This is a genomic window from Allobosea psychrotolerans (genome assembly GCF_002917105.1).
GTDB classification, from domain to species: domain Bacteria; phylum Pseudomonadota; class Alphaproteobacteria; order Rhizobiales; family Beijerinckiaceae; genus Allobosea; species Allobosea psychrotolerans.
In genome coordinates this window covers 126535-144162 of sequence record NZ_PQFZ01000014.1, presented here as the reverse complement: position 1 = coordinate 144162, position 17628 = coordinate 126535, and the positions used below count along the sequence as shown (strand labels likewise).

15 protein-coding genes are annotated in these 17628 nt (G+C 66.6%); 9 read left to right on the top strand and 6 right to left on the bottom strand.

Going from position 1 to position 17628, the window contains the following annotated elements; all coding sequences use genetic code 11:
• Positions 1-62: 62 nt before the first annotated feature.
• From CYD53_RS21220 to CYD53_RS21210, 3 genes are all read right to left on the bottom strand, one after another.
• Positions 63-1694 (bottom strand): amidohydrolase, encoded by a 1632-nt coding sequence (locus tag CYD53_RS21220; RefSeq protein ID WP_103720071.1) that lies wholly within the window; start codon positions 1692-1694, stop codon positions 63-65.
• A gap of 89 nt (positions 1695-1783) precedes the next feature.
• Positions 1784-3256, bottom strand: a complete 1473-nt coding sequence (locus tag CYD53_RS21215; protein ID WP_103720070.1) for a M81 family metallopeptidase — start codon at positions 3254-3256, stop codon at positions 1784-1786.
• 211 nt (positions 3257-3467) lie between these two features.
• Positions 3468-4592: a saccharopine dehydrogenase family protein gene (locus tag CYD53_RS21210; RefSeq protein ID WP_103720069.1), complete on the bottom strand. Its 1125-nt coding sequence runs from the start codon at positions 4590-4592 to the stop codon at positions 3468-3470.
• Positions 4593-4714: 122 nt separating this feature from the next.
• Here CYD53_RS21210 and CYD53_RS21205 point away from each other — a divergent pair, with 122 nt between their 5' ends.
• The 8 genes from CYD53_RS21205 to CYD53_RS21170 all read left to right on the top strand — a co-directional run bounded on the left by CYD53_RS21205 (position 4715) and on the right by CYD53_RS21170 (position 12876).
• Entirely contained in the window at positions 4715-5146 is a 432-nt protein-coding gene (locus tag CYD53_RS21205; protein ID WP_103720102.1) for an Lrp/AsnC family transcriptional regulator, read from the top strand.
• 151 nt (positions 5147-5297) lie between these two features.
• Positions 5298-6125 (top strand): phosphogluconate dehydrogenase C-terminal domain-containing protein, encoded by an 828-nt coding sequence (locus tag CYD53_RS21200; RefSeq protein WP_103720068.1) that lies wholly within the window; start codon positions 5298-5300, stop codon positions 6123-6125.
• Between the two features lie 407 nt (positions 6126-6532).
• Entirely contained in the window at positions 6533-7225 is a 693-nt protein-coding gene (locus CYD53_RS21195; RefSeq protein WP_210202398.1) for a GntR family transcriptional regulator, read from the top strand.
• A 49-nt stretch (positions 7226-7274) separates the two neighbouring features.
• Positions 7275-7982 carry a type 1 glutamine amidotransferase gene (locus CYD53_RS21190; protein ID WP_103720101.1) on the top strand — a complete coding sequence of 236 codons (708 nt, stop codon included), beginning with the start codon at positions 7275-7277 and terminating at the stop codon, positions 7980-7982.
• A gap of 27 nt (positions 7983-8009) precedes the next feature.
• Positions 8010-9047: an ABC transporter substrate-binding protein gene (locus tag CYD53_RS21185; RefSeq protein ID WP_210202397.1), complete on the top strand. Its 1038-nt coding sequence runs from the start codon at positions 8010-8012 to the stop codon at positions 9045-9047.
• A 2-nt stretch (positions 9048-9049) separates the two neighbouring features.
• Positions 9050-10180, top strand: a complete 1131-nt coding sequence (locus CYD53_RS21180) for a M24 family metallopeptidase (RefSeq protein ID WP_103720100.1) — start codon at positions 9050-9052, stop codon at positions 10178-10180.
• Between the two features lie 10 nt (positions 10181-10190).
• Complete coding sequence (locus CYD53_RS21175) at positions 10191-11876, top strand: ABC transporter permease subunit (RefSeq protein ID WP_210202396.1); 1686 nt, start codon at positions 10191-10193, stop codon at positions 11874-11876.
• A 1-nt stretch (position 11877) separates the two neighbouring features.
• Entirely contained in the window at positions 11878-12876 is a 999-nt protein-coding gene (locus tag CYD53_RS21170; protein ID WP_103720065.1) for an ABC transporter ATP-binding protein, read from the top strand.
• A 361-nt stretch (positions 12877-13237) separates the two neighbouring features.
• On the opposite strand, the gene CYD53_RS21165 is transcribed toward CYD53_RS21170, so the two are convergent.
• The 3 genes from CYD53_RS21165 to CYD53_RS21155 all read right to left on the bottom strand — a co-directional run bounded on the left by CYD53_RS21165 (position 13238) and on the right by CYD53_RS21155 (position 16317).
• Entirely contained in the window at positions 13238-14431 is a 1194-nt protein-coding gene (locus CYD53_RS21165; RefSeq protein ID WP_103720064.1) for an ABC transporter substrate-binding protein, read from the bottom strand.
• Between the two features lie 92 nt (positions 14432-14523).
• Entirely contained in the window at positions 14524-15564 is a 1041-nt protein-coding gene (locus CYD53_RS21160) for an N-acetylglucosamine-6-phosphate deacetylase (protein ID WP_103720063.1), read from the bottom strand.
• A gap of 9 nt (positions 15565-15573) precedes the next feature.
• Entirely contained in the window at positions 15574-16317 is a 744-nt protein-coding gene (locus CYD53_RS21155; protein ID WP_103720062.1) for a glucosamine-6-phosphate deaminase, read from the bottom strand.
• A gap of 117 nt (positions 16318-16434) precedes the next feature.
• Between CYD53_RS21155 and CYD53_RS21150 the strand changes: the two genes are divergently transcribed.
• Positions 16435-17622, top strand: a complete 1188-nt coding sequence (locus tag CYD53_RS21150; RefSeq protein WP_181011960.1) for an ROK family protein — start codon at positions 16435-16437, stop codon at positions 17620-17622.
• Positions 17623-17628 lie beyond the last annotated feature (6 nt).

Below are 17628 nucleotides of genomic sequence, written 5' to 3'. Positions count from 1 at the left end.
TGTTGCCGGCGCGGTTGGGGCCGGATCTCTCCGGCCTTCCGCGCCTGGCTGGCTTGGCGCAGTCAGCTTGCGGCCGACTCGCGCTCGAATACGACGACGCCGCCGCGGATCGTCAGATCGCAGCGCGTGTCCTTCAAGATCTCGTCGGGCGCTGCCGTCAGCAGGTCGCGCGAGAACACCGCGACATCGGCCAGGAAACCGGGGGCGAGCCTGCCCTTCACGGCCTCCTGCTTCTGCGAGAAGGCGCCGAACTCGGTGTAGGCTTGCAAAGCCTCTTCGATCGAGACGCGCTGGGCCTCGTCCATCACCGTGCCGCGCCAGGTCTGGCGGGTCAGCATGGCGTGGAAGTTCGGGAAGGGATCGGGGTCGCAGACCGGCGCGTCGCTGCCGGTCGCAGGCTTCAGGCCGAGATCGAACCAGGTCCTGAACGGATAGCTCGGCAGAGCGCGTTCCGGTCCGAGCACCTTGACATAGGCATCGCCGAAATCATGGATGAAGACCTGCTGTGGGCAGGGATAGATCCCGGCCGCGACCATGCGCTCATGCTGCCTGGGCGTGGAGAAACCGCAATGTTCGACGCGATGGCGCCGGTCCGGGTCGGGATGGGCCTTTAACGCCTTCTCATAAGCCGTGATCAATTGCTCGATCGCGGCGTCGCCGATAGCGTGGCAGGCGAGCTGATAGCCCTTGGCATGGATATCCATGACCATGCGCTCGAGTTCAGCATCGTCCAGCATCCAGACGCCGGTGGTCTTGTCGTCGCCAAGATAGGGCTGGCTCATCCAGGCGGTGCGGCCGCCGGCCGAGCCGTCGAGGAAAAGCTTGACCGCGCCGATCATCAGCATGTCGTCGCCGGTGCCCGAGATCAGCCCGGCGGCGTGGCATTGCGGCACGATCGAACGGCCCTCGTCGCCGAGCAGCGTCAGCCAGCTGCGCACCGGCAGGCGGCCGTCGCGCTTGGCGCGGTGATAGGCGGCGATCTCGGCAAAGCCCGCCTTCTGGCCGACGGCAGCGTCCATGCAGCTGGTGATGCCGAGCGAGAGCAGGTAATGCCCGGCGCGCTCGATCGCGGCGACGATCTCGGCCTCGCTCGGCAGCGGGATCGCGGCCTGGACCGGGGCGCGGGCGTTCTCGGCGAGCAGGCCGGTGAGCCGGCCGTTCTGCTGTTCGATCAGCCCGCCTTGCGGCGCAGGCGAGGATTCATCGATGCCGCCCAGCGCGAGCGCCGCCGAATTGCAGATCGCGATATGGCCGCAGGTGCGCACCAGCATGACCGGATTGTCTGGGGCTGCGCGGTCGAGTTCCTCGCGGAAGGGATGACGGCCGGTGTCGAGCTTGGTCTGGTCGTAGCCGCGCGAGAGGATCCATTCGCCGGGTTTGGCCTTGGCGGCGCGGGCCGCGATGGCGCCGAGCAAGGCCTCCAGCGTCGGGGCGGCGGCGGGCTTTGAATCGACCCAGTCCATGGTCAGCCCGAGCGAGACCAGATGGAGATGGGAATCGTTCAGGCCCGGCGTGGCCAGCCGCCCTTTCAGATCGATGACCCGTGTCCCGGGGCCGATCAGCGGCGCGATCTCGCTGTCCTGGCCGGCAGCGAGCACCTTGCCTTGCCAGAGCGCCAGCGCCTGCTTGACCCCATCCTCGCGGCCGCACCAGATCGGGCCGTTGCGCAATACGATATCGGCCTGCACGCTCATGGGGCGGACCTCATTGCCACCTTGCTCGCCTTGGTCATCGCTGTCCTCCGGTTGCCTTGTGGTTGCCGGCGCTTCAGGGCCGGTCGTCGTCAGATGTCGTCGAGAGGGAAGATCGGCCGACGCACCTTGCGATAGGGCCGGGTCTTGAAGTTGCGGGTCGAGAGCGCGCCGGTGTCGACCTCCAGCACCTCGCATGCGACGGGCTCGAAGGCGGCGCGGAAATGCTGCATCGATTTGACGATCAGGGTCGATTTGCGGGCCGGATCGACGCCGAGCGAGGTGAACTGGGCGAGATCGGTCGCCTGGCCGTTATGAGTGATCACGATGATCTCGACATCGTCGACGCGCAGCAGGGCCGAGAGGCCGTAATTGCGCCAGACGCCACCGCCCATCGGGCCATAGGCGATGAAGTGGCCGTCGGTCAGCGCCACGACATGGGCGTCGAGATCAAGCGGCGCTCCACCCGTCGATGGGTCGACCTTGCCACCGAGCTTGAGCCTGACCCGGTTGCCGACGCCGGCTGCCTGGGCGGCGAGCGCGGCTTCTGGATCGCGGATCGCGTGGAAGCCGACATTGCGGAGCCCGGCATCGAGCACGGCGCGCAGCAGATTGGTGGCGTCGCCATAGGCGCCGGAGCCCGGATTGTCGGAATAGTCGGAGATCAGCAGCGGCTTGTCATGTCGCCCTTCGCCGGCCTTGGCGCGGGCCATGGCCTCCGCCAATGGCGTGAAGCTGATCGAGGAGAAATGCCGCTGCTCCCAGGCGTAGTCCATCAGTTCCTCGGCGATGGCCTGAGCCTGGCTGCGATCATTGGCGGTGACGGCGACGGAGGGGCCGATATCGTGGACATCGGCGGAGGAGAAGCCGGCCTGCACGCTGACGACCAGCGCCTCGCCCGAGGCCTCCAGCGCGTCGCCCCGGCGCAGCAATTCCTTGAAGGGCGGCGAGGTCGTGCGGCCGCCATCGAGCGCGTAGAGGATCGGGCGGCGGGCGACCGCGACCTTCGGCCTGATCTCGCCGGCCATCGCCCTTTCGAGCAAGCGCGCGCCCTGCCAGCTCCGTTCGTACTGATCGATATGGGGATAGGTGCGGTAGGAGATCAGCGCATTGGCGCCGTCGGCCATGAGCTGCGTCAAGGTGGCGTGAAGGTCGAGGACGGCGACAATCGGGATGTCGGGGCCAAGCCGCTTTCGCAGCCGGGCGAGCAACTCGCCTTCGCCATCATCGGAGCTTTCCGTCGCCATCGCGCCGTGGAGATGCAGCAGCACGCCATCGACGCCGGCGCTGGCGTCGAGGATATGGCCGGCGAAGAGCTCGAAAGCCGCGTCCAAGACGCGGCCGGAGGGGTTGGCGCCCGTCACGAGCGGGTGAACGAGGCTCCAGCCGAAGGTCTCGGCGGCCTCGAAGGCTGCGCCCATCGCGGTTCGCGTGCCACGAAAGGCTTGCGGGATAGCGTTGCCGAGATAGACGCCATGCGCCTCGAAGGCGTCCTGGCCGGTGAGCTGAACACTGAAGGTGTTCGTCTCATGCATGAATTCCGCGATCAGTACGCGTCGCCCCATCGCCTCGTTGCCCTCCCAGAGCCGGATGAAGAGCAGGTTTCACGCGAAAGCCGAAGCCGGCCTTCTCGCATCCTGCTCTGGTCGTTTCCTGTCCCAATACCCTTTTCGACTCTTGTGGCCGGTCGTTCGGGGTGCTGCCAATTCCCTTGCGTGCATGTGCTCCCTGCATCCGGGCGCTTGCCGAGCCCGGACGGATATGCTCGCCGCCTTGTCAGGCGGCGCGGCTGGTCTGGCTTGCCGGCATGTCGCCATGGTCTTGCGCCCGGGCATAGACCTGGCCGAAGCGGTTGGCGAGGAAGGCCTGAAGCGTGATGTCCTCCTGCCGGACGAAGCCGCTTTGCGGGAGGGCTCCGTCGGCGAGCAGATCGAGCACCGTGCAGATGCCGGCCGCGGTGGTGATCTGGATGGCGCTGCGCATCACGCCGTCGACCAGGCCGCTATAGATCTTGTGGGCGTAGGTCTCCTGCACGAGGCGGCCGCCTTTGCGTCCGCTCACCGTGACGAAGACGATGACGACGTCCTGCAAGGTGCTTGGCAGCGCATTCTCGAAGATGTCCTTCAGCACGTCGCGACGATCGGCCAGGCGCAAATCCTGCAGCAGCATCTTCATGAGAGCGCAATGGCCGGGGTAGCGGATGGTGCGGTAGTTCAGCGTGCGGACCTTGCCGGCCAGCGTCTCGCAGAGCGTGCCGAGCCCGCCTGAGGTGTTGAAGGCCTCATAGGTGACGCCGTCGAGCGAAAACTCCTCGCGCTCCTCCAGCGCCGGGACCAGCACATGCTCGCCATTGGCGATCGCCTCGCAGGGCTCGCAATATTCGTTGATGATCCCGTCCGTGCTCCAGGTCAGGTTGTAGCCGAGCGCGTTGGAGGGATATTGCGGCAGGGCGCCGACCCTGAGCTTGAGCGAATCCAGCGTGTCGAAATCGCGCGCCAGGTCGGCGGCGACGATCGAGATGAAGCCGGGCGCGAGACCGCATTGCGGGATCAGCGCCGCCTTGGCGTCGACAGCCAGCTCCTTGACGCGCTTCGTGCTCGCGACATCCTCGGTCAGGTCGAGATAATGCACGCCGAGCGGGGCGGCGGCTTCTGCGATCCGCGTCGTCAGATCATAGGGCGCGGCGCTGAGCACGGCGAAGCGGCCGGCGAGCAGTTGGTTCAGGGCGGTGCTATCTGCGATGTCGATCGTCTGGGTCGAGACGGTCGCGCTCTTGCGGGTGCCGGCGAGCTGGACGTCGGAGCGATCCGCCACGATGACGCGATAATCGCCGCTTCCACCCAGCAGGTCGGCGATCGTCGCCCCGATCTTGCCCGCACCAACCACCACCACGTCGCGCATCGTCTTCGCCCTCGGCTACTGTCCTTGAAAGCGATGGTCGCCCGCAGCTTCATCGGATAGAAGCCGCGAACACGACGATTCATATGGTATTTTTCGGCAGATCGCCGTAAGCATTGCGCAAGATGACGATAGACCAGACCGACCGCCTCCTGCTCGTGCTCTTGACCGAGAACGCCCGCGCGCCGGTCGCCGAGCTTGGCCGCAAGCTCGGCTTGTCGCGCACCACCGTGCAAAGCCGGATCGAGCGGCTGGAGCGGCGCGGCGTCATTGCCGGTTATACTGCTCGCCTTTCCGACGATCACGAGAGGGGGCTGGTCAAGGCGCATGTGCTGATCACGGCGATGCCGAAGCTCGCGCCCAAGGTCGAGGCGGAACTGCGCCGGATTCCGGAGGTCCGCACGCTGCATTCCGTCAGCGGGCATTTCGACATGATCGCGATCGTGGTGGCGCCCTCGATCGGTGAGCTTGACCAGCTCATCGATCGGATCGGCGCTTTGGAGGGTGTCGAGCGGACGATGTCCTCGATCATCCTGTCGACGCGGATCGAGCGCTAGCTGCTGGTCCCGGCTTTCCATGGCTTGCCAGGGGTGGGCGCAGCGGCTTTGATCCGGGGAGGGCGTCTCGCGGGATGCGCCGGGTTCAATCGTATCAATCAGCCAGCATGTCAAACAGCCTGCTCAAGCAGGCGGCTATCGGGAGAGAAGCATGACGGTCGTTGCATTGTTCGGCGCTGGTGGAAAGATGGGGATGCGGCTTGGGCGCAACCTCGCCAGGTCGCGCTTCCAGACGCGCCATGTCGAGGTCAGCCCGGCCGGCCGCGAGCGCGTGAAGCAGGCCTATGGCGTGGATTGCGTCGATGCGGCTGCGGCCATCCAGGGCGCCGATGTCGTCGTGTTGGCGGTGCCGGATACCGCGGTGGGCGCGGTCGCGCATGATCTCGTGCCGAAGCTTACCCCCGGCACCATGGTCGTCATCCTCGACGCCGCCGCCCCGCATGCCGGCCATCTGCCCGAGCGCGCCGACATCACCTATTTCGTCACCCATCCCTGCCATCCGCCGATCTTCAACGACGAGACCGATCCGGCGGCAAAGGCGGACCATTTCGGCGGCATCGCCGCCAAGCAGCATATCGTCAACGCATTGATGCAGGGGCCCGACGCGCATTACGCGCTCGGCGAGGAGGTCGCGCGTGCGATCTGGGCGCCGGTGATGCGCTCGCACCGGGTCACGGTCGAGCAGATGGCGATCCTGGAACCCGGCCTGTCGGAAACCGTCTGCGCCACGCTGCTGGATGCGATGCGCGAGGCGATGGAAGAGGCGATCGCACGCGGCGTGCCGCGCGAGGCGGCGCGCGACTTCCTGCTCGGCCATATGAACATCCTCGCCGCCGTCACCTTCGAGCAGGTCCAGGGCGTGTTCTCCGACGCCTGCAACAAGGCGATCGTCTTCGGCAAGGACACGATCCTCAAGCCGGATTGGAAGCGGCTCTTCGAGCCGGAGGAGATCGCCGAGAGCGTGCGCCGCATCACCTGAGGGGATTGGCCTGAAACAATCGGGCTCAATTCGGGTGATTGGGCTCTCCATATAACCACGCGGTCATCCCGGGCGACCGCAGGGAGACCCGGGATCCATTCCAGAGCCTAACCAGGCGGCGCTCCGGCATGGCTCCCGGGTCTGCGCTTCGCTCCGCCCGGGATGATCGCGTGCTTGATTTTTGACTATATCATATTGAGATTATTGCGCTTCCTGTTCCGTTTTCGACAGGCGTGGCCCCGTCATCTCAGCGCCGCTCATTCCCTGCGCTGGTCACGCAGGCCTGTGCTGACATCCTCTGCCTAATTTTTAGCTGATCCCGCTCGCTGATTGGGCGCTTTTGCGCCTATAGGCTCTTGACGTGTCCCATTGGTATACCAAAAATATCCCACAAGGAGCCAATGCCTTTGACCACGTCATCAAGCCTTTCCGGCGCGAGCCTTGCCGACGACAACGACGAGTCGCTCGCCGAGCGCGCCAAGCAGCAGATCCGGCAGATGATCCTCGTCGGGGAATTGCCTGGCGGCGCGGTCGTCCAGGATCGCCGCCTGGCCGAGAAGCTCGGCCTGTCGCGGACGCCGGTTCGTGAAGCGCTGGGCCGGCTGGCGGGCGAGGGCTATCTGCGCCGCGACCGGCGGATCCTCACCGTTCATTCGGTCTCGATCGAGGACGTCATGGAAATCCTGGCGACCCGTCGCGTCCTCGAAGGCGAGACGGCGCGGCTGGCGACCGGCCGGCTCGCGCCGGCGCGCATCGCCGAGATCCGTGCCGCCGTCGAGGGCATGGTCAGCGCGGCGGCCGTCTCGCATGACAAGCACTGGTCGGTGGACGATCTGGTGCATCTCTCCATCGCCGAGGCCGGCGGCAACGGGCTGATGGCGCGCATGGTCAAGGATCTGCGCGAGCGGACCCGGATGTTCGGCCTGGCCCGGATTCCGCGCCGCTTCGATCCGGGCAAGGGCGAGCACCTCGCCATTCTGGCCGCGATCGAGGCCGGCGATGCGGAGGCTGCCACGCGGGCCATGCAAAGCCATATCGACAATGCCCGCCAGGGCATCCTCGACCTGCTGGCGGGAACGCTGGCGAGGGATGCGCGGTGAAGCGGCTCAGCATCAGCTCATGGCGCGCAAGCCGGGAAAGGACGACGAGATGAGCGGACGATTGCTCTTCCTGCAGAACGGGCCGAGCCGGGACTCGGTCGCGCAGCTGCCCGAGCGCTTCGCCTCCTGGGGGCTCGATGTCGATGCGCGCTGGGCCTATGACGGCGACTTCCCCGAACGGCTCGACGGTTATGACGGCATCTTTCTCTCGGGCAGCCCGCATGGCGCCTATGAGGACGTGCCCTTCATCCGTCGCGAGCACGACCTGATCCGCGAGGCCGAGAGCCTCGACATCCCGATGCTCGGCGTCTGCTTCGGCAGCCAGATCCTGGGCTCGGCGCTGTGCGGGCGCGACCAGGTGTTTCGCCGCTCCTTCTGCGAGGTCGGCAACAAATGGCTCGATGTCGCGCCGGCGGCGCGGACCGACCTGATCGCCGACGCGATCGGCGAGCGCGTCTACATGTTCGTCTGGCACAATGACGAGGTGCGCGCCGACCATCCGGACATGACGATCCTGGCGTCCAGCGATCTCTGCCCCAACCAGATCTGGCGCTATCGCGACCGGAAAATCTGGGGGATCCAGGGCCATCCCGAGGTGACGCAGGCGCAGGCGCGGGTCTGGTTCGAACAAAGCCGCGCCACGATGGAGCGCGACGGCGCCGATATCGAACAGCTCAAGGCGACCGCCGACGAGGCGCTGCCCGCCAAGACCATGCTCAGCAAATTCGCCGCCCTGTGCGGCGCCACGGCCGCGTAGCCCGCGTCCAATATGAGGAGAAGCGTGATGAAGAAGCTGCTCATCGCAGCGGCCGTGGCGGCTCTGCTCGCTCCGGTCGCGGCATCCGCCAAGGAGATGACCTTCGCCTCATGGGGCGGGGCCTATCAGGAGGCGATCCGCAAGGCCTGGATCACCCCGTTCTCGAAGGAGAGCGGCATCAAGGTCGAGGAGGATACCGGCCCCGATACCGCCAAGATCAAGGCGATGGTCGACACCAAATCGGTGACCTGGGACGTGGTCACCGGCGGTGGCGGCGGGCTCATGCGCGGCGTCAAGCTCGGCCTGTTCGAGAAGATCACGCCCGACATGGTCAAGACCGACCATGTCCTGCCCGGTGCGCGCAACGACTACGCCATTCCCTCCGAGATCTTCTCGACCCTGATCGGCTATTCGACCAAGGCCTTCCCGGCCACGGGCGCGCAGCCCAAGAGCTTCGCCGATTTCTGGGACACCGCGAAATTCCCGGGCAAGCGCACGCTGCCCGATGCGCCCGAGACGGTGGTCGAGGCGGCGCTGCTCGCCGATGGCGTGCCGATGGCCGATGTCTACAAGACGCTTTCGAGCGAAGCTGGCCTCAAGCGCGCGCTCGACAAGATCCGCGCCCTGAAGCCGCAGGTCGCGGTCTGGTGGTCGAGCGGGGCGCAGCCCGTCCAGGCGCTGGGCTCGGGCGACGTCGTCATGGCGCTCGGCTGGAACGGCCGCTTCCAGGCCGGCATCGACTCGAAGCTGCCGATCGCGATGGCCTGGGACCAGCAGATCCCGCAGGTCGGCTTCTTCATGATCCCCAAGGGCGCGCCCAACAAGGCCGAGGCCGTCGCCTTCCTGAACTACATGGTCAAGCCCGAGAACAACGCCCGGCTGAGCGAATATGTCGCCTATGGCCCGGTGACCGAACAGGCCTGGGCCTCGATCGACGCAAGCCGCGCCGCCAACCTGCCTTCCACGCCCGAACGCCTCAAGAACGCGCTCTTCCTCGACATCGAATGGTGGGCCGAGAACGGCGCGAAGGTGACGGAAGCCTACAAGGCGATGCTCAAGGAATGACGATGGCGACCCCCAGCTACTGGTTCCCGCGCGAGGATTATCTCGCGCGGGTCGACAAGATCCGGGCCGAGCTGGTGCGGACGGGGCAGGATGCGTTCATCGCCTTCCTGCCGGAGACGGTGACCTATCTCACCGGCTTCTTCACGCGCGGCTATACGAGCTTCCAGTTCGCGATCATCCCCGCCGATGGCGAGCCGGTGCTGTTCTGTCGCGATGTCGAGGAATATTACCTCGACGCGACCTGCGTCTTCCCGAAGCGGGTGATGTGGACCGATTCCGACGATCGTCATGCGGTTGCGGCCCGCGCCATCCGCGAAGCAGTCGGCGCGAAGGCGCGGCTCGCCGTCGAGATGCAGGCCTGGCCGCTGAGCGTGTCGCGCTATCATGCCTTGCGCGCGGCGTTGCCGGAGGCGCAATGGAGCGACGCCTCGCGTTTCGCCACCGAAATGCGCTTCATCAAATCCAGCTCCGAGATCGCCTATCAGCGCTCTGCCGGCAAGGCCGCGGAAGCGGGCATGGCGGCCGGCATCGCCTCGGCCAAGGCCGGGGCAAGCGAGCGTGAGATGGCGGCCGAGATCTGCGCCGCGATGATCCGCGCCGGCAGCGACCTGCCGGGGCCGGGCGTGCTCTCCTCCGGCGAGCGCGCCTATCACCTGCATGGCGGCTATTCCGACCGCGTGCTCGAGCGGGGCGACATCGTCCAGTTGGAGACGACGCCCAATGTCCGGCACTACCACGCCCGCTTCATGCGGCCGATCAAGGTGGCGCAGGCGACCGACGCCGAGCATGCCATCGTGGAGAAGCTGATCGCCATCCAGGACGCGGCGATCGCGGCGGTGAAACCGGGCGTGGCGGCGACCGTGCCGGATGCGATCTATCGCGAGGGCGTGCTCGCGGCGGGACTGCGCGAGACCTATACCAACAAGACCTTCTACTCGGTCGGGCTGATGCTGCAGCCCAATGGCGGCGAGCCGCTGGAAGCCGAGCCCAAGGCGAGCTGGTCCTTCGTGCCCGGCATGACCTTCCACACCTATGTGCTGGCGAAGGGGTTCGGCATGTCCGAGACCATTACCGTCACGGATCATGGCTGCGAGCGATTGACCAACTTCCCGCGCCGGCTGTTCGTGTCGTGAGGCTGGCCGCGTGACCGTGATCGCCACCAGCGAAGGGCGCAGCCGCAGCGCGGTCGGGCAGGGGTTCCCGGTCTGGCTCGGCCTCGCGCCCTTCGCGCTCGTGCTCGCCGTCCTGTTTGCCGCGCCGGTCCTGTCCCTGCTGCGGCTCGCCTTCGGCGAGGGCGCCTTCACGCTGGCGCAATTCCAGCGCCTGATCGACGTGCCGGTCTATCGCTCGGTGCTGGGCACGACCTTCGGCATCGCGGGTCTTGTCACCGGGCTCTCGGTGCTTGTGAGCTACCCGCTGGCCTATGTCATGGCGACGGTCGGGCCGCGCACGCGCAACCTGCTCCTGATCCTCGTCCTGCTGCCGTTCTGGACGAGCGCGTTGGTGCGCACCACGGCGTGGATCATCCTGCTGCAGAGCAATGGCGTGGTGAACCAGCTCCTGATGGCGGGCGGCCTGACCGCGTCGCCGATCGCCTTCGTCTATAATCTCTCGGGCGTGCTGATCGGCATGACGCATGTGCTGATGCCCTTCGTCGTGCTGCCGCTCTATGCCGCCTTCCGCAATCTCGAGCTCTCGACGGTCCAGGCGGCCGAGAGCCTGGGCGCCGGACCGCTCACCATCTTCAGCCGCATCATCCTGCCGCTGACGGCGCCGGGCGTGGTCGCGGGCGCGATGATCGTCTTCATGAACGCGATCGGCTTCTACCTGACGCCGGCGCTGATGGGCGGGCCGGGGCAGACGATGATCGCCCAGATGATCGCCACCAACATCAACAAGGAGCTCGACTGGCCTTTCGCCGCGGCGCTGGCGAGCGTCCTGCTGGTCGCGACGGTCTCGCTGCTGGCGCTGTTCCAGCGCCGCTTCGGCCTCGACCGCCTGATCGAGGGCGGCGGCGGCAAGGCGGGCGAGCCTTTCACCGTGACCTCGCGCGGGCGCTCATGGGGCGGCTGGGCGACGGTCGTCGCGGCTGTGCTGGTCGCAGCCTTCCTGATCGCGCCGATCGTGATCGTCTTCCCGATGAGCCTCGGCTCCTCGCCCTTCCTCAGCTTCCCGCCCGACAGCTACAGCCTGGTCTGGTACGAGAACTTCTTCTCGACCAGCAAATGGATGGCGGCGCTGACGCGCTCGCTGCAGATCGCGGCGCTGGTGGTGGTGATCTCGGTCGGGCTCGGCACGCTGGCTGCGCTCGGGGTCTCGCGGATGCGGCCGCGCTGGCGCGCCCTGGTCGAGACGCTGTTCATCCTGCCGATGATCGTGCCGGTGATCATCCTGGCGGTCGGGCTCTACTACCTGCTGGCGCCGACGGGCCTCGTCGGTTCGATCTGGGGCGTGACGCTCGGCCATGTCGTGCTGGCGACGCCCTATGTCTTCATCACCGTGCGGGCCGCGCTGAAATCCTTCGACGGCAATCTCGAACTCGCCGCGCTGGGCCTGGGCGCGTCATGGCCGACGATGTTTCGCCGGGTCATGCTGCCGGGCATTGCGCCTGGCATCGCGGCCGGCGCCATCTTCGCCTTCATCACCTCCTTCGACGACGTCGTCATCGCGCTGTTCCTGACCAATATCCGCAGCCGGACCCTGCCGAAGCTGATGTATGAGGGCGTCGCGCATGAGATCGACCCGACCATCATCGCCGCCTCCTGCCTCATTATCCTGGTGACGATCCTGGTGCTCGGCGCCAACCTCCTCGTCTCGAAGCGCACATGACATGACCATTCCCGCTCTCGGCAAGGCCGTCTCGATCCGCACGCTCGACAAGCATTACGGCCGCACCAAAGCGCTGGACGGCGTCTCGCTGGAGATCGCCGCCGGCGAGTTCTGCACGCTGCTCGGTGCCTCCGGCTCGGGCAAGACGACGCTGCTCAAGACCATCGCCGGCTTCGAGAGCTATGATGCCGGCGCGATCCTGGTCGGCGGCGCGGATATCGGCCCCATCCCGGTGTCGAAGCGCAATATCGGCATGGTCTTCCAGAATTACGCGCTGTTCCCGCATATGAGCGTGCGCCGCAACGTCGCCTTCGGCCTGGAGATGCGGCGCCTGGCGAAACGGGAAGTCGAAGCCCGCGTCGAGGAGGCGCTGGCGCTGGTCGACCTTGCGGCGCTGGCCGAGCGGCAGCCGCGCCAGCTTTCGGGCGGGCAGCAGCAACGTGTGGCGCTGGCGCGCGCGCTCGTCATCCGCCCCGACATCCTGCTGATGGACGAGCCGCTCGGCGCGCTCGACAAGAATCTGCGCCAGTCGATCCAGCTCGAACTCAAGCGGCTGCATGCGGCCGTCGGCGCGACCGTCGTCTATGTCACGCATGACCAGGAGGAGGCGCTCTTCCTCTCCGACAGGATCGCGCTGATGGACAAGGGCCGCATCGTTCAGACGGCGAGCCCGCAGGAGCTCTATGCGAAGCCGGCGAACCGTTTCGTCGCAAGCTTCCTCGGCGAGTGCAATTTCATCGCGATGGAGGCAGGCGAGGTCGCCGTCAGGCCGGAGAAGACGCGCCTCGGCGAGCAGGCGAGGGTCTGCGACCGCATGATCCAGGCCGAGATACTGTCGGTGATCTTCATCGGCCGGGGCTACCGCATCCTGCTCAGCGCCGGTGGGCGCGAGATCATGGCGCTGGCCGAGGGCAGCGACGAGATCGCCGCGCTCAAGCCCGGCCAGAGCGTGGCGGTCGGCTTCGACCAGAGCGATGTCATGCCGCTGGCGGCGGCCTGAGAACCTGTTTGGAAACTCTAGCCCTCATCCTGAGGAGCCGCGAAGCGGCGTCTCGAAGGATGCTCCAGATGGTTCCGGAGCCTCCTGGAGCATCCTTCGAGACGCGCTCCTGCGGAGCACTCCTCAGGATGAGGGCTCAAGAGGTTGCCAACAGGCTCTGACGAGGCGGTTACCTATGCGCAGAACCGTCGCGTAGTCCGGGCTCTAGCCCTCGGGTTCGATTTTCGATCGGCCCTAGAACAAACCCCGCGGGGCACAAGGATCCATCGTAGAGTGTTGCGCTCTACGATGGATCCCGGCTCTGCGCGGCTTCGCCGCTTGTCCAGGATGACGGTCGGGTTACGAGCGGAGACTTTACGTCCTACCGTGCGCGCTTTGCGCCGACCAGCTCGTCCCATTTGCGGAAGGCCACGACCATCTTCTCGGGCTTCAGCGGCAGCTCGATCGGATTCTTGGCGATGAGGTCGGCATATTCCGGGCGGCCGAATTCGGCGATGACCTTCTGGCTGCTTTCCGGGGCGAGCGAGAGCGGCACGTTCTTCACCGCCGGGCCCGGATAGAGATAGCCCTCGTCATAGGCATAGGCCTGCGCCTTGGGCGTCAGCACATAGGCCATCATGTCGAGCACCACGGCGAGGCGGTCATTGGGGACGCCCTTGGGCACGCACATGAAGAAGGCGTCCGAGACCCAGTGGAAGCCTTTCAGCGTCTGGATCTTGGCCTCTTTCGGGACGATGCCGAGCGCGCGCGGATTGATGTCCCAGCCGGTGGTCGAGATGATGATATCGCGCGAGCCGTCGCCGAACTCCTTCATCGTCGCGCCGGTGCCGGCCGGGTAATATTCGACGTATTGGCCGAGTTCCTGGAGATAGGCCCAGGTCTTGTCCCAGCCACCGACCGGGTCCTGCGGGTCCTTGTCGCCGAGGATATAGGGCAGGCCCATCATGAAGGTGCGGCCCGGTCCCGAATTGGTCGGGCGAGCATACATGAAGCGGCCCGGATTGGCCTTGGCCCAGGCGAGCAGCTCTTCGGCCGTCGTCGGCACGGTCTTCACCCGCTCGGGGGCGTATTCGAGCAGCGGGCCTGACGGGTAGTAGTTGACCACGACGCCGAAGCCGTCGCCCTGGACCTTGTGCAGGTTGAGCGCCGCCGGCTCGTAGTTCTCTTCGATCTTTGGAAACTTGTCGGTGAAATCGGGCAGGATCTTCAGCCAGAGCTTCTGGTCGAGCCCGGCCGCGAGGCCGTCGCTGCCGGTGAGGACGAGGTCGAGATCGGCGCGGCCGGCTTCCTGCTGCGCCTTGATCTTGCTGGCGAGCTCGGGAGCAGGCGCCTTCACGAAGGCGATGCGCGAGACCAGCTTGGGGTTGGCCGTGCGGTAATCTTCGAAGGCTTTCTGCATCAGGGCGAGCGCGCCGCCGACATCGATGATGCTGATCGTGACCGGCGCGCTCGGCAGCGCCGGCGACGCCGCAAAAGCGCCGGGCGCACCGGCTGCGATTGCGCCCAGACCGCCCAGCACCGTGCGGCGGTTGATGCTCGTAAGATCCTGTTTCATCCGGTCTCTCCCCTGTTGTCGTGACTGCTCTAAATCGTTGTTTTAACGCGTTTTCTTCACGCGAACCGGTATCCACTTCGCTCGAAAACGCTTTAGTGCACCGTCTCTGCCATGCCGAAACGGCGTTCGGTTCCGTCGACGCGCACGCGCCGGACCCTCAGATCGTCGGACCATTCGACCTCGCTGTCCGCGAGCGCGATACCCCGCGCAGCCAAGGCCGGCGCGAGCACGGCGAGCGGGTGGCGCGAAGCCATCGCGATCGCTTCATCCGGGGTTGCCAGCCCCCAGGCGACGACGTTGCGGATTGCCGCATCGAGGCACAGCGCCGAGCCCGCGAGCAGGGCGGTGCCGGTCTGCCGAACCGAACCGTCGGCGAGGCGCTCGACGCTCATGCCAGCGAAATCGTAGCGGCCTGGCTGGGCTGCCGCGCCGACCACCGCGTCGGTGACGAGGATCGAGCGCGCCAATCCCTTGGCCCGGATCAGCGATTGCAGGGCCTTGGGATGGATATGGATGCCGTCGGCGATGAAGCTTGCCCACATCCGGTCCTCGGCGAGCTGGGCGAAGATCGGGTTGGCGAGCTTGTGGGCGGTCTGTGGCATGCCATTGCCGAGATGGGTCGAGAGCGTTGCGCCGGCTTCGGCCGCCGCCGCGACCTGATCGAAATCGGCGGCGGTATGGCCGAGCGCGACGATGCGCCCTTGCCGGACCGTGGCTTCGATCAATGCTGCGGCACCGGCGATTTCCGGCGCGACCGTCACCATCAGGATCCGCCGCTTGAGCCCTTCCTGCAGGCGCTCGACGAGTCCGGAATCGGCTGCCGTCATCGCATCGGGCGGGTGGCAGCCGGCATAGCCGGCGGCGGGATTCAGGAACGGGCCTTCGAGATGGTAGCCGGGGCACATCGCCGGCCCCAGCCTGCTGGCGGCGACGGCGGCATCGAGCGCCTTGAAGCGCGCTTCCAATTCATCGGGATGGGCGGTGATGATCGTCGGCAGGCAGGTGGTGACGCCGGTTGCGAGCATCGCTTCGAGCGCCTGGTCCAGTTCGGCGGCGGTGATCGCGCCGGAATTGAAATCGACGCCGGCGAAGCCGTTGACCTGAAGATCGACGAGACCGGCCGAGATCCGCATCGCGCCGCCTCAGGCCTTGGCCAGCAGCGACGCCGCCGGCGGGTCGAGGAACAGCACCGTGTTGGGGTGGGTCTGCAGGATCGAGGCCGGGTGCAGCGGGCTTACCGGGCCTTCGACGGCGTCGCGGGTCGCCCTGGCCTTACGCTCGTCGGGCACGGAGAGGACGATCAGCTTGCTCGTCATGATCTGCCGCACGCTCATCGAGATCGCGCGCTGCGGCACGGCCTCAAAGCTCTCGAACCAGCCCTCGCCGAATTGCTGGCGGCGGCAGGCTTCGTCCAGCGTCACCACGATATAAGGCTCGGTCGTCTCGAAATCGGCCGGCGGATCGTTGAAGGCGAGGTGGCAGTTCTCGCCGATGCCGGCAAAGCAGACATCGATGCGGCGGCCGGCGATGAGCGTGTTCAGCCGTTGCGTCTCGGCTTGCGGGTCGTTTTCGCCGTCGACGGGGATGAATGTGACCGCTCCGCCCAGCGGAGCAACGAAACGCTCACGCAGATAGCGCCGGAAGCTTGCCGGATGGGCCTCGCTCAGGCCGACATATTCGTCGAGATGAAAGGCTGTCACCTTCGACCAGTCGATGCCCTCGGCCGCAACGAGATGCTGCAGCACCTCGAACTGGCTCGCCCCGGTGGCGACGATGATCGTCGCCTCGCCATGGCGCTCCAGCGCCTCACGGATCGCATCCGCGCCAAGCGCGGCTGCCTGGGCGCCGAGGGTCGCCTTGTCGGGAACGATGCGGATATCGAGCATGGTATTTTTGAACCGTTTGCGCTTGATTTTGTTTGAAAACCTGTCGTTCGAGTTTAGAAAGGCGCACGATAAAGGCAATGAATATTTTTGAACGATATGGTTCTAAAAGGGAGTGCGATGGCGCTTGCGAGCCTCGACGAGAGCGTCTTCTCCACTGCCCATGAGCGCGACCGCGCCCGGATCTACGGGCTGGTCGCTGCGGGGCTGGCCCAGTCGCGCGCCGAGGCCGGGCGGCTCTCGGGTTTGCGCTCCACCACCGTCTCGCGTGTCGTCGCCGATCTCGTGGCGCGCCGCCTCGTCGTCGAAAGCATTGGGGAAACGGCAGGGAGGGGCCGGCCGGCAGGCGTGCTGCTCGCCAATGCGCGGCGCATCGGCGGCAGTGTGATCCATGTCGTCAGCCAGTCGCTGATGGGTGCCTTGGTCGACCTCAACGGCCAGATCATCGCCGAGCGCGCGGTCGCGCTCTCGGCTGAGGTGGATAATGCGGCGATGTCGCGCGCGATGTGCGGCCTGGCGGCCGAGCTGAAGGCGGCGACGCCGCTGGGCATGGCCCATGCCGGTACGGTGGTTTCGCTATCGGGCCTGCTCGATCTCAGGGAGAAGCGCTGGCTGATGGCCTCGCGCTGGCCGCGCATGCGCAATCTCGACATCCAGGCGCTGCTCGATCCCGTCGCCGGCCCGGTCGAGATCTGCCGCAATCTCGATGCCGAATTGCGCGCCCGCGTCGCGCGCGATCCCGGCCGCTTCTCGGGCGGTACGCTGCTGCTGCATTGGGGCTGGGGCATCGGCCTCGCCCATGCGGTCGATGGCGAGCCCCTGGCGCCGGCGGGGGGCCCGTTCGGGGAGATCGGCCATTGGCGTTTCTCGGTGCTCGGCGAGCGGCGCTGCGGTTGCGGCAACACGGCTTGCCTGGAGACCGGCGCGGCGCTGTGGGCCCTGCTGCCGATCCTGCGCGGCCACTGGCCCGAGCTCGACGAGGATGAGGCCGACCTCGCCGAGCGGTTTTCCAGCCGTGACCTGATGAGCGTGCCCGAGATCGACGCGGCCGCGCGCATCCTGGCGCGGGCGCTGGCCAATGCCTGCCGCCTGCTCTTTCCCCAGCGCGTCATCGTCAGCGGCCCGCTGGTCGCCAATGCCCGGCTCTGGGCGCATTTCGATGCGCTGTTCCGGGCGGAGGGTGCGATGGAAGGGCTCGCCGTGCCGCAACTGACCAGTGTGCGCGCGAGCCAGGATCACGAGATCCAGGGCGCGGCGGCGCCATTGCTCCGCCGCGCCACCGAGGCCCTCCTGAAGGGGCCGGGATAAGAGAGC